The sequence below is a fragment of the Methanobacterium formicicum DSM 3637 genome (assembly GCF_000302455.1).
GTDB classification, from domain to species: domain Archaea; phylum Methanobacteriota; class Methanobacteria; order Methanobacteriales; family Methanobacteriaceae; genus Methanobacterium; species Methanobacterium formicicum_A.
In genome coordinates this window covers 21,455-36,870 of the sequence record NZ_AMPO01000009.1, presented here as the reverse complement: position 1 = coordinate 36,870, position 15,416 = coordinate 21,455, and the positions used below count along the sequence as shown (strand labels likewise).

At 36.4% G+C, this 15,416-nt stretch carries 12 protein-coding genes and 2 tRNA genes; 5 read left to right on the top strand and 9 right to left on the bottom strand.

Going from position 1 to position 15,416, the window contains the following annotated elements; all coding sequences use genetic code 11:
• Window positions 1-11 precede the first annotated feature (11 nt).
• The 5 genes from A994_RS09760 to nikR all read right to left on the bottom strand — a co-directional run bounded on the left by A994_RS09760 (window position 12) and on the right by nikR (window position 4,577).
• Window positions 12-1,088 carry a glycosyltransferase family 4 protein gene (locus A994_RS09760; protein WP_004031360.1) on the bottom strand — a complete coding sequence of 359 codons (1,077 nt, stop codon included), beginning with the start codon at window positions 1,086-1,088 and terminating at the stop codon, window positions 12-14.
• 269 nt (window positions 1,089-1,357) lie between these two features.
• Complete coding sequence (locus A994_RS09755) at window positions 1,358-2,497, bottom strand: ATP-grasp domain-containing protein (protein ID WP_004031359.1); 1,140 nt, start codon at window positions 2,495-2,497, stop codon at window positions 1,358-1,360.
• Window positions 2,498-2,913: 416 nt separating this feature from the next.
• The gene (gene hycI / locus A994_RS09750) at window positions 2,914-3,345 is read right to left on the bottom strand and encodes a hydrogenase maturation peptidase HycI (RefSeq protein WP_004031358.1); all 432 of its coding nucleotides are present in this window, start codon (window positions 3,343-3,345) and stop codon (window positions 2,914-2,916) included.
• Between the two features lie 16 nt (window positions 3,346-3,361).
• Entirely contained in the window at window positions 3,362-4,132 is a 771-nt protein-coding gene (locus A994_RS09745; RefSeq protein ID WP_004031357.1) for a methyltransferase domain-containing protein, read from the bottom strand.
• Window positions 4,133-4,172: 40 nt separating this feature from the next.
• Window positions 4,173-4,577 (bottom strand): nickel-responsive transcriptional regulator NikR, encoded by a 405-nt coding sequence (gene nikR / locus A994_RS09740; protein ID WP_192812716.1) that lies wholly within the window; start codon window positions 4,575-4,577, stop codon window positions 4,173-4,175.
• Between the two features lie 866 nt (window positions 4,578-5,443).
• Here nikR and A994_RS09735 point away from each other — a divergent pair.
• The gene (locus A994_RS09735) at window positions 5,444-5,845 is read left to right on the top strand and encodes a CBS domain-containing protein (protein ID WP_048204208.1); all 402 of its coding nucleotides are present in this window, start codon (window positions 5,444-5,446) and stop codon (window positions 5,843-5,845) included.
• Between the two features lie 278 nt (window positions 5,846-6,123).
• Here A994_RS09735 and A994_RS09730 read toward each other — a convergent pair.
• Together A994_RS09730 and A994_RS09725 are read right to left on the bottom strand one after the other, a co-directional pair.
• Window positions 6,124-6,197 (bottom strand) — tRNA-Gly (locus A994_RS09730).
• Between the two features lie 2 nt (window positions 6,198-6,199).
• Window positions 6,200-6,273, bottom strand: a tRNA-Gly gene (locus A994_RS09725).
• A 673-nt stretch (window positions 6,274-6,946) separates the two neighbouring features.
• On the opposite strand from A994_RS09725, the gene A994_RS09720 reads away from it, so the two are divergent.
• Window positions 6,947-7,399, top strand: coding sequence for a universal stress protein (locus tag A994_RS09720; RefSeq protein ID WP_004031353.1), 453 nt, complete (start codon window positions 6,947-6,949; stop codon window positions 7,397-7,399).
• Between the two features lie 691 nt (window positions 7,400-8,090).
• A complete protein-coding gene (locus A994_RS09715; protein WP_004031352.1) occupies window positions 8,091-8,738 on the top strand; it encodes a potassium channel family protein in 648 nt (215 codons plus the stop codon).
• 283 nt (window positions 8,739-9,021) lie between these two features.
• On the opposite strand, the gene cobQ is transcribed toward A994_RS09715, so the two are convergent.
• Window positions 9,022-10,554, bottom strand: a complete 1,533-nt coding sequence (gene cobQ / locus A994_RS09710; RefSeq protein WP_004031351.1) for a cobyric acid synthase CobQ — start codon at window positions 10,552-10,554, stop codon at window positions 9,022-9,024.
• A 391-nt stretch (window positions 10,555-10,945) separates the two neighbouring features.
• Between cobQ and lonB the strand changes: the two genes are divergently transcribed.
• Both lonB and A994_RS09700 read left to right on the top strand, forming a co-directional pair.
• Window positions 10,946-12,853 carry an ATP-dependent protease LonB gene (gene lonB / locus A994_RS09705; protein WP_004031350.1) on the top strand — a complete coding sequence of 636 codons (1,908 nt, stop codon included), beginning with the start codon at window positions 10,946-10,948 and terminating at the stop codon, window positions 12,851-12,853.
• A gap of 380 nt (window positions 12,854-13,233) precedes the next feature.
• Window positions 13,234-14,814, top strand: a complete 1,581-nt coding sequence (locus A994_RS09700; protein ID WP_004031348.1) for a DEAD/DEAH box helicase — start codon at window positions 13,234-13,236, stop codon at window positions 14,812-14,814.
• Between the two features lie 90 nt (window positions 14,815-14,904).
• Here the strand turns inward: A994_RS09700 and A994_RS09695 are convergent, their stop codons facing one another.
• On the bottom strand, window positions 14,905-15,318 hold the full coding sequence (locus A994_RS09695; protein ID WP_100222298.1) for an ATP-binding protein: 414 nt from the start codon (window positions 15,316-15,318) through the stop codon (window positions 14,905-14,907).
• Window positions 15,319-15,416 lie beyond the last annotated feature (98 nt).

Genomic DNA, 15,416 nt, shown 5'->3' with positions numbered 1-15,416 from the left:
TTAAATCATGATTAAAGTATAAATTGATATGTTAAAATAGCTGCCACACAAATTATGAGGGTAATTGACCAGTAAAGGACGATTATCTTTTTTTCAGAGAGTCCCTTGTAATTTAATGTGTGATGTAAAGGTTCAACAGGCAATTTTATAATATGAGAACGGTGCATGAGGCTGACAATTACTGAGATGATTGGTATGGCCAGGGCAATAACTGCAAAGTAGATAACATCACCCAGAAAACCGGCAGTAATGTATCCTGCTCCCAGAGCAAAGGAACCAGTATCTCCCATGATTATGCTTGCAGGATAATGGTTGAACACCAAAAAACCAGCTGAAACTCCAGTTAAAACTGCAAAAGGCATTGCAGCGGTGGGATTTCCAGTTATAATTGAAAAAATAGCACAGGAAGCAGAGGCAATGGTTAATATGCCTGCAGCAAGCCCGTCCATTCCATCAATAAGGTTCACTGAGTTAATGGAACCTATAATACCAAAGATCACCACGGGAATGATGAATATTCCTGCTTCAAATCCTAAAACCGCACTGCTAACTGCCCCTGTAGCTGCCAGGAAAACTCCTATAACAATCTGGGCCAGTATTTTATCTCTTTCTTTCCCTTCAGTTTTTATCGGTGTTTCTCCGGTGATTTCAACTTTTCCATCATCTAATAAATCTGGAAGATCACTTCTGGCCTTTTCTGTTGCAACCCTGGCTTCTTCACCGGGTTTAAGAGTTAAACGGCCTATGGTTATGGGATTGGTGGAAATGTTACGTGCCACTTTCTGCACTTCCTTGATCTTCAATCCCAGAAGATCATCCAGTAATCCCACCAAACCGGAGCTTAACATGATCAAAACGGTAAGAACCAGATTTTTTTCATTAAAATAAACTGCTGCCGCCAGTGCTGCTCCCAGGAGCATGGCCAGGCCGCCCATGGTAGGGGTGCCTGTTTTATGTTTGTGTTCTGTTACTATGGGGCTGTCAGTTACATCCGCATCTTTGAGTATCTTACGAACGAAGTAAGTGAAGAATATTGTAGCTAAAAATGTTAAAATTAATGTTAAAATTAGTGTTTCTGTATTGCTCAATTTACCACCTATTATATGACCTCTATAACAATGAAATTATATTATGAATTTAAAGAATTTTACTCTGTAGAATTGTAATAATCTTAAAAATGAATGCTTAAACATTCATAATCAATTCAAATTGAATGTAGATTATTATTCAAACTGAATGTCAAATTATTAGATTGTAAGTATATATCCATACCCTTTTTAAAGATTACTTGTATTTAATCAGTTTATTTATTATAACTTTTTCCAGATTATTATTTCAAAGTAATTTTTATTGGATTTTATTCTTTAATTTTATTCCCCAAATCTAAATTAAGTTTTCCCGCAGTTTCAAGAGCATTTTCCTCATCTTTGCCTCGAATGGTTATTCTTTGATGTTTTTTGGGGCCGTGAATTATCCAGCTATTTTCTCCGTGAAATTTCCGGAATCCGAAATTGTTACGATCACTGGAATAATCTCCCACTGGAATTTCCAGTGCAGAATACTCTTTTTTCCGTTTAACCACTTGATCAGCACTCCATGAACCCGTGGCCATATCCACCATTTCCTGTAAGGGGTATATATCACAGGATGCGGCAGTCAGGTAACGGGTTCCACTGGGTCTAGTGTTAATTTCCAGTACAAATGTTTCATTATCTGCAGGGGTCAATATGAGATCAAGGTCTGATGTGCCTTCAACACCCATTAATTCCCCTATATTTTGGGCAATCATTTGGATGGTATGGTTAAGTTCATGGGTGTCTGTATTTTCCACATTAAGTGGTGCTTTTTTTATTTTATGCAGGGGGTGGATGCAGTCAAGGGTTGTTCTACCTTTATAAACCGGGACCAACGGAACAGAGTGTCCATTCCATCTTAAAATTTCCACGGATATTTCAATTCCATTTAAGAATTTTTCTGCCAGGGCACTGCTGTAGTGCTCCAGGTAATCAATAACATCATCCCTGGATAATGCGATCTTAATGTCTTTACCACCCTGTCCCTGTGACTGTTTAAGAACCTGAGGAAATTCATTTAAATCCTGTTGGTGGTCAGAGCTGATCAAACTGTATTCTGGTGTTTTTATATTATTTTCCACCAGAAATTTTTTGGTTTTTACCTTATCCCCTGAGATTGAAACAGCATCTGGTGGTGATGCTACTACCGGTAAACCATAATCTCTTTCCAATTCTTCTTTAAGCAAAGCCACATCAAAAAGAGGACCATCAATCCCTATAAGTGGAACTACTCCATCAACATCTTCTTTAATGGCAATTTCTTTGGGATGATCCATTCCACGTGGAACAATGTAATGGGAATCCGCCAGATTTAGATTAGGTGATTCAGGGTTTGATTCAGTTAGAACTGTGTTTATTCCTTTATTTTTAGTGTAGAGAGCCACATCATCAAATAGACGGGCCCCGATAAACAGTAATTTCATTTTTATGGCCTATTTTTTAGTTTTATATAGTCTTATATTTTGATTCATATAGAATATTTGATTCATGTAAAATAGAGTTATGTTAATTCAGTGGGTTAGATATTTACATGTTATCCATTTCAAGGGTTATGGTTTCCAACTAATAAAATTAAAGTTTTACAAATTGCAATATTGTCATATTATTGGAATTTTTACCTTATTGGAATATTCTCATTTTTTGTACTGGGAGATGGAGTTTTTATAAGTGGTATTCCTTTAACTGATAATAAATCCATCTTTTGGCTGATATTCTCCCTTTAGCTAAATAATGAATCTATCTAGGGTAGAATATCTAATTAGATGTTTTAAATTGGATTATTATTGTTTAATCCAAATTTGAATTAAAATGTTAGAGTATCTTTCCTTAAGTAGAATATCTAAAAGTTTTTTAGCACATGTTTAAACAACTTTAAAACATAATTTAAGCTTTCCTGTATTTTAGGGGAAATTTCACAGATTAAATTCATGTTTTCAGGTTGTATTCCCAGTAACATGATTTCAGCAGGTGTAGTTGATTCTAGATATTTAATTAAGAAGGATAAGGGCATTGCATGTGTGGATATGCTGTAGTTTGCGATTTCTTCTATGGACACTAACTTTATGTGACCCGGGGATTTATTCATTTCCACAGCATCTAAAAGGATGATATGGCTTGGATTTTCTCTTTTTATGGCGCCAGTGAAATTTTCTGGCACAGTTTTCCCGTCAAATACAGTTATATTTTCGTTTTCAAGAATTGATAATTTCTGGGCCAGAATAGATCCCAGACCATCATCACCTCTCATATCATTCCCGATTCCCAGTATCACTACTTTCTCTGGATTTTTAAGAAAATGTTTTAATTGATGCTCTAAGAGTATCTAACCCACCTCCCATGGAATAATTTAGTTTTAATATGATTTCATCTCCTTTTTCCACATTTAACTGGTTGGTGGGAACTAAAAGCGGAGGATTAAGCATGGGTGTTGGTCCGCAGATAAAATTAGGTGTTAAAAGGGTGAAAGTTGTGAGTTTAATCCCTGAAACTGTTCCATTATTATTGATGGGAACAGTGATGCTGTAGTCAATTTCAGGATTTATGTGTTCTTTAAAATTAATTTTATCGTATATGATAAGTTCGCTCATTAATCTGTGTTGTGGACTTTTCCCTTCATGGTAACAGGGGTGGGCAATGTTCACATCAAGTGCTTCCACTCCATTAAATACTCCGCAGGGGATAATATTTCCATCTTTTTTCAGATATTTTCGCACAGAATTAAGAACTGGGACCTGGTCTTCGTCTATTAGAGCAGTATCCATCATTTCACAGATTATAACATCTGCTTTTTCAGGAAAAGAAATAGTTTTAGCATTGTTTACCATCAAGGAAACGTTTTTAAATTTGCTAAGGTTTTTTCGGGCGATCTTGGCTGTAACCGGATCTTTTTCCACGGCGTATACTCTACGAGATAATGGAGCTGCCCAGGAGCCAAGTACTCCTGAACCAGTCCCTAAATCGTATATTACACCTTTAGATTTTTCACGTATTACTTCGTAAAATGCTGTCAGCCGCTCGGTATCTGATAGCAAGTTTTGTTGATAGGATGTAATTTTCATCCTGTTAATCTTAGTAAGTAAGTGTATTATTATTTTTGTCTTAATTTTGTCCACTGGCGGTACTGGTTAGTTTAACGTGTTCTACTCCTTTGAGCCTCATAATCTTTTCAGTGAGGTCACGGATGTATTTAACGTCTCCTTTAACAACTACTACTTCTAGACAGTATTTTTCAGTCATGTGCACGTGCATAACAGCGTTGATGTATTCTCGGAAGTCGTGCTGGATGTCAGTGAGGTCTTCCATTACTCCAGTATAGTGGTGGTCGTAGATCACTGCAATGATTCCTATACGGTCACCTTCCATTTCTTTCATCCACTGGTATCTGACGATGTAATCTTTTAATGCGTCTCTGATACCTTTGGATCTGGATTGGTATCCTCTATCTTTTAATACTTCATCAAATTCATTTAACAACTTTTTGGGTAATGACATGCTTATTCTCATCAAATTGGATCCCTCCGGATATTTAATATTATATTACAGTTTTATGGTATTTAAATCTTGCAAAATACCTAAAATATTGTTCGCGTCCAACAATTTTTAATTGTCAGATATGAACATTTTTTTGTTTAATATAATAAATCTTGATATATAAACCTTATCATAATCTTAATAACTTCATACTGGGCTGTGAATGATTTTTGGATCTGGCTTAGTATGGTCCCAATAAAACAGCTTAAAATTAATTTTTCAGGTATTATTGTATGATTTTTTTTAAAAGATCATTATTTTCCCTTAAAAACGTTAAATATACCTTAATTCAACGCATATCCTAATTATATCTATTTAAATCTCAAATTGAGGGAATGAAAAAAATATTTCAAAAACCTATTTCATACTAAATTTGCATACTAATTAAGATTCAGTTTGAATTTGGGTCAAATTTCATTGATTTAATAGTTTTTAAGTTAAGGTTTAAAATTAGTGGATGCAGAACCAATTTTCTAACTTTTATTAACTCTAGTTTGTTTCCTTTTTTTCAATAATTAGCTTTTTCTTTAATAGTTATTATTTAGATAGTTTATTTAACAGAAATTTCAAACATGATCCCTGAATTTCAAACAATAAATTGTAGCTCTACACCGGTTGAACTTTCAGTTCGTAGATCCTTGTCATAATAGTTTGGTCATAAATTACTTGGTCATATAATTACTCATTTTTATATCAAATTAAATTAATATTCCTTTGATTTTAATGATCCAATTCCATAATACCTTTTAATAGTCCATACTAAAGTTTACTAATAATGTAATGCATATTCTATATCTGGAGATAAATGAGGATATGTGATGTTCTATAATGGTGAGAAAATGAAAGTTAAAGAGGCAATGAACCAAGATGTTATAACCATTACTTCCAGTACTCGTCCACCAGAAGCTTTTCAAAAGATGTACAAAGAAGGAGTTCGAAGGCTTTTTGTTATGGATGAGGATGGTGAACCTTTGGGTGTGGTTTCTTATTCGGATCTTATTGGAGTTCTGGGAACCATCAAACCTTCAGCCAAAGATGTAGTTTCACTACAGATTACTGATATAATGTCCAAAGAAGTCATCACCATCTCTGCCGATGATGGAATAGAGGATGCAGCTAACCTGATGTTAAGAGCAGACATATCTGGTTTACTGGTACTTGAAGAAGATAAACCCGTGGGAGTAATTACCAAAACAGATATCTGCAGGATGGTAGCGGCAGAACTTTTAATACCCAGTTAAAAATATCCCTTTTTTATTTTCACTACAATCCTATTTTTTAATCTATTTTTCGGCTATTCATCTTCTCGGGTAGCTTAATTGGGCATCATTTATATTGTATCATGAATACCTGAAAAATCTTGAATTTTAATCAATTAGAAATTTACAATCAATTAAAAATTTCACATATTATAAATTAAAAAACCTGTTAGAATACTATTGGAAATAACTATTTAGAATAGAATAGATGTTATTTAACTGGATAATTATTGTATAATCATCATGAAATAAGAGAAAAGTGCGGCTGCCGGGATTTGAACCCGGGTCGTAGGCTTGGAAGGCCCAAGTCCTAACCAGACTAGACTACAACCGCAATGCGGCGTCCGGGATTTGAACCCGGGTCGCTGGCGTGGCAGGCCAGTGTCTTAACCAGGCTGGACTAACACCGCATACCCTGATTTTTCAGTTCATCTTATTTATATGTTTAGGTTTTCAACTGTATCTCATTGGAGTTTTTAGTAGGTGTTAACTTAATTCTGGATTATTGTGGGATTAACTCAGGCTCAAAACACTTTTTAAATGGAGTATTACAACTAATTTCTTCTTTAAATTTTTTATAATTTATTAAATAGTTTATAATTGATCAATAAGTTGTTAATATCTAAATAAATACTTTAAAAAGTAAAAAAATGCTTAATATTTGTTGAATTAAATTAATATTCTAAAAGAATATGAATTAACCAATATATTATGTTTTTATAAGATTTAATCATATATTTTATTATTTAATATATTTTATAATCATAATATTGGTAAAAAATTGATTTAAAATTTATAAATTATTTTTAAACGTTAATAATCTATTTTTTCAATATTTAAGGGGTTTTAAATTATTTTTTTGTCTAGTTTAATTTGTGGAGTACACCGACTCTCATTTTTCACATCTGTTTCATAGTTTCAATCTAGTCATTTTTCAATGATGTTCAGGATTGATCTATAGATGTATGATTTGCATTAACCTGTGGAATCCTATTCAACACATCCAAAAGTATTTGTAGAAATAAATTCAGGGTAATAGGGTTAAATATTAATTCTTAAGATTACAATAGTAAACATGGAGGGATGAAACTGTATAAAAAAATATTACTACCCACTGATGGCTCGGAATATTCTGAAAAAGCTGGAGAACATGCTATATGGATTGCTGAAAAGAGTATTTCCCAGATAATTGTCTTAAATGTAATTGATACATCTTATCTAAAATCCATACCACAGCACGATCTTGAAATGAGCTTGGAAGAACAATTCAAGGAAGAGGGGAATATGGCAGTTAAAAAATTTTCGGAAAAACTGGAACAAAGTCAATGTGAGGGCACGTGTAAAAATGTTCAGTTCAAGTCACTGATTAAAAAGGGTAAACCTGCTGATGAAATATTAAAAGTTATTAAAGAGGAAGAGATCGATCTGGTGGTAATCGGAGCTTCGGGTAAACACGGATTAAACAGATTATATCCCGGAAGTGTTACAGAAAGAGTTGTGAGATCTGCAACCTGCCCGGTATTAGTGATAAAATAATTTTTTTCACACCCCATTATTTTTTTTAAATTACCCATTTTAAAGTAATAAATCAAATTAAGTAAATATTGAATTTAGAGTATTGAATTTAGATGTTTGTGATACATAATCATCTTAAGTGCCTTAATTTTGAAAATTAAACTACTCCTAAAAACATTAATCCTAAAACCAATAAATATTAAGCTAATTATATTTTAAACAGAATTTAATAATTATAATTCTTTTTTAACATGTCTTAATCCATTTAAATTTATTATTCATGCCGCAATCTTTATATTGTAGTTATTTCTATCAATAACAGTTGAATTAGGAATTGATTCTTAACGTCAGGGATGGCTTAAAATCCTTTTTAATAGTTTAAATTGTTATTGGTTACGTTTCCCGGTTAATATTTGATGAATTAATTCACAGTTCCAAATGATTAAAGTTCCAATGATTAATAGTTTTAAAATTAGTAAATCAAATAAAAAATTAAAAATAAATGGGTATTATAGATAAAAACTAATCTTTAATAGTTAAAAACTAATCTTTAAAAAAATTCAAGATAACAAAAATCCTCAAAAACTTGAAAATGTGTATTAAAATGTGTAATTGAATAAAAAATTATAATTAAACTTTGAAAATCATTTTAAAACAAATTGGGTTAATATGTTCCTGATTTGGTAATGGTTTTTTAGTAATTGGTGTTAACATGTACATAGTTATAATGGGCGGCGGAAGGGTTGGTTTAACCCTTGCTAATTACCTGGTGGCATCTGGAAATGATGTAGCTCTCATTGAGAGTAACAGTGGATTATGCCAAAATGCAGCGGTAGAATTAGATGCTCTGGTGATTTGTGGAAGTGGAACCGATGTAAAAACACTTGAAGAGGCGAGTATCGCTGATGCTGATGTTTTTGTTGCTGCTACCGGCCATGATGAGGCTAATCTGCTCTCCTGTATACTGGTAAAGGAGTACAATGTTCCTAAGATTATTGCCCGGGTAAGTAATCCAGATCATGAAGATGCATTTAAAAAAGTGGGCATTCACCATGTTATTAGCCCGGAACTCACTGCTGCAGGATACCTAGAAAAACTGATTAACCGCCCAAAAATCGCGGATCTGATTGTGGTGGGTAAGGGAAATGCAGAGCTTCTGGACATAAGCATTGAGAATTCCAGAATTGTAGGGAAACGAGTGGGTGATTTGAGCCCTACTGATGATTATATCATTGCAGCCATCCATCAAAATGGTGAGATGTACATCCCTCGAGATGACTGGGTTCTTGAGAAAAATGAAAAAGTATCGGTACTGGTTAAGAGCAGGTCCGTGAAAAAAGTTACTTCTATTTTTGTTTAAATATTCAAATCCATTTCAATCCATTTCAATCCATTGATTAGAATTAGTATAATTCAATTCATCCATTTAATCATTTAAATCGTAAGATTAAATCTTAAACCATAAAAACATTCTTTTTTTGAATTATTCTTATTTGATGTTAAGAACTTGATAGTTTTTTTAAATATCAGCTTTTTTTCATAGAAAAGCTATCCTAAAAATATCAATTAAACATTTCAGAAAAGGAACATTCTAAAGAAATTAACAGTTTTAGAAAAAAAGAGAATAAATTAACCTAAATAAGTTAAATTTGGTACCTTAGCACGTTCTGAAGTAGGTTCATGTCCAGATTATCTTCAACCAGATCGGATAACCTCTGTATTGAGAATCTTTTCAACTCCTGGAAATGATCCTTCTGGTAACCAAGGGGTTCAAGGCCATTGGCTTCCCTCAGATAGTCAGTGAATGATCTGCGGAAACGGAAATTGTGGAAAATTCCATGGAAATATGTCCCGGCAGTTAAACCCTCCTGGGCCCCATCAAAACCAGATTGAGGATAGTTACCACAACCCTGTATGACCTTAAGGAGAGGTTTGGATTTTCCAAGTTGAGAAACTCCTTCATGGAGTTCATATCCCTGTAGAATTTCTCCTTGGGAGTTTTTGAATATTTCATTACCAATTAAAGTACCCTGACTCTGGCTGATTATTTTTTCAACTTCTCCAAAGCTGGTTTTAACATCCAGAATTCCCATACCTTTAACACTACCTATATTGGATTCTTTAAGGGATTTATCTATTATTTTTGAGCCTAACATCTGGTATCCTCCACAGATACCAAAGACAGGTATTTCACAGGTCAAGTTTTTGATTTCATCGGCAAGACCCGCTTCATCCAGGGCCACCATGTCGCTTATACTGTTACGTGTTCCAGGAATAATCAGAGCATCCACATTACCTATTTCATCTCCAATTTCAATGAGTTTCACTCCTACTTCTGGCTCATATTCCAGGGGGTCGATGTCAGTGAAGTTGGAAATACGGGGCAGTCTCATCACTCCAACTGTGATTTTTCCACTGCTACGGTATTTACGTTCAGATAATGATGCAGAATCTTCTTCAGGAAGTTTAAGCCCTGGATCATAGGGTAAAACTCCCAGTACAGGAACACCCACGATTTCTTCGATCTGTCTTATTCCCGGCATTAAAATGTCCAGGTTACCTCTGAACTTGTTTATTATAATGCCTTTAATTCTTTGGCGGTCTTCAGGGGGTAACAACTGGAATGTCCCGGCAATAGATGCGAAAACTCCTCCCTTATCAATATCTGCTACTAAGATCACGTCAGCATCAGCCAGGCGGGCGATCTGCATGTTGGCCAGGTCCACATCCAGCATGTTTATCTCTGCAGGGGATCCGGCTCCTTCCATAACGATTATATCGTAATCATTTGAGAGCGCATCCAGGGACTCTTTTATAGCCCGGAGTGCTTGGTCACGGAAGTTATGTTGGTAATGGTAGAAGTTCATGTCTCCCGCGGGTTTTCCATGAACAATCACCTGGGAGGTGAAATCCTCCTTGGGTTTAAGTAAAACTGGATTCATATGGTGATGGGGTTCTACTCCAGCAGCTTCTGCTTGTAGCACCTGTGCCATAGCTATTTCTCTGTTTTCTCTGGTGGTGAATGAATTCAGGGACATGTTCTGGGATTTGAACGGACTAACACGGTATCCTCTCTGGGAGAACATCCTACACAGTGCTGCCACCACCACACTTTTCCCTGCATTTGAAGCAGTTCCCTGAACCATTATGTATTTTGTTTTATCTGAAGACACCATTTTTATCACTTTTTTGTACTATTCCTGGAATTTAAGGAATTATAAAATTTCATTCTACTCATTCCGGTAATCCTGCATTGAATGATCCTTATTTGAAATAATTGTGAATTTATGAATACATTTAAATACCTGAATTTCAAGTTATCTTTATAACTTGATGTAGTAATATTAATGCAAGTGATTTAACTTGAGATTCAAATTATTTATAATAGCTTTTTAGTATTTAGGCACTCTTTATAATCAGAAACTTTTATATGTCATAAAAAAATCATATTTGATGCACTAAAGCAAATGTTCTTATATAAGTTTTACTATAGTCATTAGAGTATATCTTATTATAAAAACAGGTTGATTTTTTATAAATCTAAAATTATGGAGGTTACAAAAGCCTATGGCAAATTATAACCCAAATTCTGAGGTTTCAGATGATGAAACCCCTCAAATTCGCGATTACAAAACTTCAGGTGACATTGAGGTACCTGATAGGATCATAGATCAGATCATCGGCCAGGAAGAGGCCGTGGAAACAGTTAGAAAGGCAGCTAAACAGCGCCGTAATGTTCTTTTAATTGGAGAACCGGGTGTTGGTAAATCCATGCTCGCCAAGGGAATGGCTGAACTACTTCCCCCTGAAGAACTTCAGGATATATTGGTATATCCCAATATGGAAGACAACCAGAACCCCCTGATAGGTGTAATGCCTGCTGGTGAAGGAAAAAATGTGGTGACCAACTACAAGGTCAAGGCCAAAGGACAGGAAGAACGTAAAAATATGTTCATGATTGCCATAATCAGCCTGATCCTGGTTATTGGTTTCGTGATGCAGCAGTTCCTGGCAGCAATCATTGCAGCAGGTATAGTATTCCTTGCCCTGCAGCAGATGAAACCACGCAGTACGGTAATGGTGCCTAAACTTCTCATTAACAATAACAAAAGAAACATGGCTCCATTCGTGGATGCCACTGGGGCCCACGCCGGAGCCCTATTGGGTGATGTCAGGCACGACCCATACCAGTCTGGTGGACTGGGAACCCCTGCCCATGAACGGGTGGAAGCAGGTATGATCCACAAGGCCAACAAGGGAGTGCTTTACGTTGACGAAATAGGCTCCATGCAGATGAAAACCCAGCAAGAACTTCTAACAGCCATGCAGGAGAAGAAATACCAGATTACTGGTCAGAGCGAGACCAGCAGTGGGGCAATGGTTCGCTCCCAGGAAGTTCCATGTGACTTCGTGCTGGTGGCTTCTGGAAACCTGCATGTCCTGGAAGGGATGCACCCTGCACTCAGAAGCAGGATAAGGGGTTACGGTTATGAAGTTTTCATGAAGGACTCCATGAAGGATACTGAAGAAAACCGGGACAAACTGGTCCAATTTGTGGCTCAGGAAGTTAAAAAAGATGGACGTATCCCTCACTTCAGCAAAGAAGCAGTGGCTGAGATCATTCATGAAGCTCAGCGTCGTGCTGGTAAAAAAGACTCCTTAACCCTGAAACTAAGGGATCTTGGTGGTCTGGTAAGAGCTGCTGGTGACATAGCCAAGGGAGAAAAGGCAGATCACGTTACAGTGGATCATGTTCTCAATGCTAAAAAACTGGCCAGAACCCTTGAACAGCAAATCGCTGATCGTTACATTGTCCAGAAGAAACGCTACCGAGTCTTCAAATCTGAAGGTGGAGAAGTGGGTAAAGTTAATGGCCTTGCCATAATCGGTGACCGTAGTGGTATCATAATGCCCATAGCTGCCGAAGCCGCACCAGCTCAGAGTAAAGACGAAGGCAAAATCATCGCTACTGGAAAACTGGGAGAGATCGCCAGGGAAGCAGTGCAGAATGTAAGCGCATTGGTTAAGAAACACACCGGAACTGACATTTCCAATTACGATATACACATCCAGTTCCTCCAGTCATATGAAGGAGTGGAAGGGGACAGCGCCAGTGTATCCGTGGCCACTGCAGTTGTATCTGCACTGGAGAATATACCAGTCGACCAATCAGTAGCTTTAACAGGATCTTTAAGTATCCGTGGGGACGTGCTACCTGTAGGTGGAGTCACCGGTAAGATCGAAGCTGCAGCAGAAGCAGGAATACGCAAAGTACTAATTCCCAAGTCCAACATGGAAGATGTACTGATAGAAGAACGGTACCGTGATAAAATTGAGATAGTTCCAATTGAAAATTTAAGTGAGGTCCTGGAACACACCCTCAGTGGTAAGGGTAAAAAAAGTCTCATGGACAAAATGCAAAAGATCACAGACATGGTACCCCATGGAATCCTGCAAAAACCTGCAACTCATTAACAGAGTAAAAAATCGGAATTAAACTGGTTTTTTAATGGGGATTTATTCCCCCATTTTTGATTTTTTTATAAATTCTTATTTACGGAAAATGTTTTTTTTATACTGTTTTTAGATAGAAAATAAATTTAATACTGGAAATATTAGCAAATAGATTACTATAAATGATGATAGCAACATAATCTATATACAGAAAAGTAAATATGGATGTTCTTGATTATTTCGGCTATTTTTAAATACTAATTTTATAGCGTAATAATTAGATGGCCTGATTTTACTTGCATGATTTGTTAAATTAATTTAGAATATTTCTTAATAGAATATTTTACTTGATATAGCAAGGAAAATTACAACAAAAAGGACGATAGAATAAGGAAGATACCATGGAAAGTTTATTATTTGAAGATTTGAAATTATCCCCTGAAATGAAACGAGCTATTGCAGATATGGGATTTGAAGAAGCAACACCCATACAATCACTGGCATTACCCCCAATATTAGATGGGAAAGACGTTATAGGTCAGGCACAAACTGGAACCGGTAAAACAGCAGCATTCGGAATACCTGTTCTGGAGAAACTTGACCCCACAGTTAAAGGTGTGCAGGCAATTATACTCTGCCCCACCAGAGAACTAGCCATTCAAGTGGCAGAAGAAATCAAAAAATTATCAAAATACAAGAAAACCTCAGTCTTACCGGTTTACGGAGGACAACCCATTGAAAGGCAAATTAAAGCCCTTAAAAGAGGAGTACAGATCATCATAGGGACCCCGGGAAGGGTAATGGACCATATCCACCGTCGCACCCTACGTATGGACCAGGTTAAGATGATCATCCTGGATGAAGCAGATGAAATGCTGGACATGGGTTTTAGAGATGATATAGAATTCGTACTGGAACACGTATCTCACGAAAGGCAGATGTTACTGTTTTCGGCTACTATGTCCCGTCAGATTCTAGGAATAACCCGAAAATACCAGAACAATCCTGAAATGCTCAAAGTAGCTCACCAGGAAATCACAGTACCTGAAATCCAGCAGATATACTTTGAAGTTAAAGAACAGATGAAACTGGATTTATTAACCCGACTTATAGATATGCACAATCTAAAACTGGCCCTTGTATTCTGTAACACCAAAAGAAGAGTTGACCGCCTGGTAAGTAACCTGCAGACAAGAGGATACTTTGCCGATGGACTGCATGGAGATATGAGTCAGAACCAGCGGGACAGAGTCATGAACAAGTTCCGAAAGGGTCAAATAGAAATTCTGGTCGCTACTGATGTGGCAGCCAGAGGAATAGATGTGGATGATGTAGAAGCAGTATTCAACTACGATGTACCTAACAACGAGGAATACTACGTCCACAGGATAGGTCGAACCGGTCGTGCTGGTAGAACAGGACAGGCATTTACCTTTGCATCTGGAAAAGAAATCTACCAGTTAAGGGATATCCAGCGATACACCAAAGTCCGAATTGAACAACACAAGATCCCCTCTGTGAGTGAAGTGGAAGAAGTTAAAAGAGACCTGTTCCTGGAAAGACTCAGGAAAGAGATTGATAAAGGGGACATGGATCGCGAGATTCACCTGATCGAAAGATTAATGGAAGAAGATTACAGCTCAGTTGACATAGCCGCTGCCCTACTTAAGATGTACGTGGGAGGAAAGGATGAATCTGCGCCGGGTGAATCTAAATATGGAGACACTGGAGCACAACCAGGAATGGTTAGATTCTTCGTTAACGTTGGCCGTAAACAGAAAGTCAAAGCTAAAGACATAGTCAAAGCAATTGGAGAAGTATCCGGACTATCTTCAACCAGCATTGGACGTATTGATGTACTGGATAAATTTTCCTTTGTTGAACTTCCCAAGCAACACGCACGTGAAGTTGTGGGTGCCCTGCAGAGAAAAGGAATAAAGGGACTCAGAATAAACATGGAACCAGCAAATAAGAAGATGTAACATTTAAACTCTTCTTATTTTCAAAATCTTCTATTCATAAAATTCTATTTTTTTATTCTTTTAATTTATACTCTATTTCTTTGTTATTTATTAATCAATAGTTTTAACCAGGGTAAGAATATTCTTTCCATCTTTAAACTGGTAATGAACACGGTCAGTCATGGTTTTCAGGAAATGAATGCCCAGGCCTCCTGGAGATCTTTCTTCAAGAGGTGCTCCTAGATCTGGTTTAAGAACTTTAAGGGGATTGAAAGGTTCTCCCCTGTCTTCAATCCTGATTATAATATTATTTTTTTCTTTACAGATGGTGAGGTGGATGGGGCCAGTTTGGTGTGTGTAACCATGCAGGATGATGTTGGATGCAGCTTCATCCACTGCTAGTTGGAGTTGAAATACGCCTTTATCATTTAAACCCAGTTTACCGGCACTCACAGTGGTAAAATCAGCTATAATGGACAGGTTTTCTAGATCTGCTTTTACCTGAAGTTCGAATTCATCATCCATTCCCATAATCCTCCTTGAGATCAAATCATCTTCTGTAGATTATCATTCTTTCAGGTCATTCTCCTTAGGGTCAAATCATCTTCTGTAGATTATCATTC

Bases quoted from the DNA above. Each gene is read 5' to 3' on its own strand.
- A994_RS09720 (WP_004031353.1), top strand. From the start codon at position 6,947: ATGAAACTGTATAAAAAAATATTACTACCCACTGATGGCTCGGAATAT.
- A994_RS09745 (WP_004031357.1), bottom strand. From the start codon at position 4,132: ATGAAAATTACATCCTATCAACAAAACTTGCTATCAGATACCGAGCGG.
- A994_RS09755 (WP_004031359.1), bottom strand. From the start codon at position 2,497: ATGAAATTACTGTTTATCGGGGCCCGTCTATTTGATGATGTGGCTCTC.
- A994_RS09695 (WP_100222298.1), bottom strand. From the start codon at position 15,318: ATGGATGATGAATTCGAACTTCAGGTAAAAGCAGATCTAGAAAACCTG.
- nikR (WP_192812716.1), bottom strand. From the start codon at position 4,577: ATGAGAATAAGCATGTCATTACCCAAAAAGTTGTTAAATGAATTTGAT.
- lonB (WP_004031350.1), top strand. From the start codon at position 10,946: ATGGCAAATTATAACCCAAATTCTGAGGTTTCAGATGATGAAACCCCT.
- A994_RS09735 (WP_048204208.1), top strand. From the start codon at position 5,444: ATGAAAGTTAAAGAGGCAATGAACCAAGATGTTATAACCATTACTTCC.
- A994_RS09700 (WP_004031348.1), top strand. From the start codon at position 13,234: ATGGAAAGTTTATTATTTGAAGATTTGAAATTATCCCCTGAAATGAAA.
- cobQ (WP_004031351.1), bottom strand. From the start codon at position 10,554: ATGGTGTCTTCAGATAAAACAAAATACATAATGGTTCAGGGAACTGCT.
- A994_RS09715 (WP_004031352.1), top strand. From the start codon at position 8,091: ATGTACATAGTTATAATGGGCGGCGGAAGGGTTGGTTTAACCCTTGCT.